Annotated in this window: 1 protein-coding gene and 1 pseudogene; both read right to left on the reverse strand. The window is 66.7% G+C overall.

Going from position 1 to position 384, the window contains the following annotated elements; genetic code table 11:
- Positions 1 to 130: pseudogene (locus tag EOA38_RS40895) on the reverse strand (segregation and condensation protein B); the annotation flags it as partial.
- A 2-nt stretch (positions 131 to 132) separates the two neighbouring features.
- Positions 133 to 384: DUF1403 family protein (locus EOA38_RS38845; RefSeq protein WP_127301710.1), on the reverse strand; the 252-nt coding region annotated here is incomplete at its 5' end.

Below are 384 nucleotides of genomic sequence, written 5' to 3' on the forward strand. Positions count from 1 at the left end.
CCGCAAAGATCACCGCTTCGACCCGACCCATCCACTCGCGCCAGCGCAGTTCCGGCGGCAGGTGCTCGAGCTCGATGTCCAGCAGCGCCGGCTGCTCGTTCGGCTTGCGGCGGACCGAGGCTTGGCTCATCGCTACAGCCCAAACAGCCGGAAGGTCGGACGGCCGGAGAGCTCGCGCACGGCCTCGAGCTGCTGCAGGCGCTCGAACAGGCGTCGCGCCGCAAAACGCGACAGGTTCTTTGTGACCAGCGATCCGGGTACGGCATCTTCATTCAGGAGCAAAAAAATCACATCGCCGGCGCCCTTCGCACGCAGTTTTGGCGCTGCCGCCAGGAGTTTTTCGGCGCGGCGCGACAGTTCGCCGGCCAGCCTGCAGGCCTCGGC

The organism is Mesorhizobium sp. M1E.F.Ca.ET.041.01.1.1 (assembly GCF_003997355.1).
Taxonomy (GTDB): Bacteria; Pseudomonadota; Alphaproteobacteria; order Rhizobiales; family Rhizobiaceae; genus Mesorhizobium.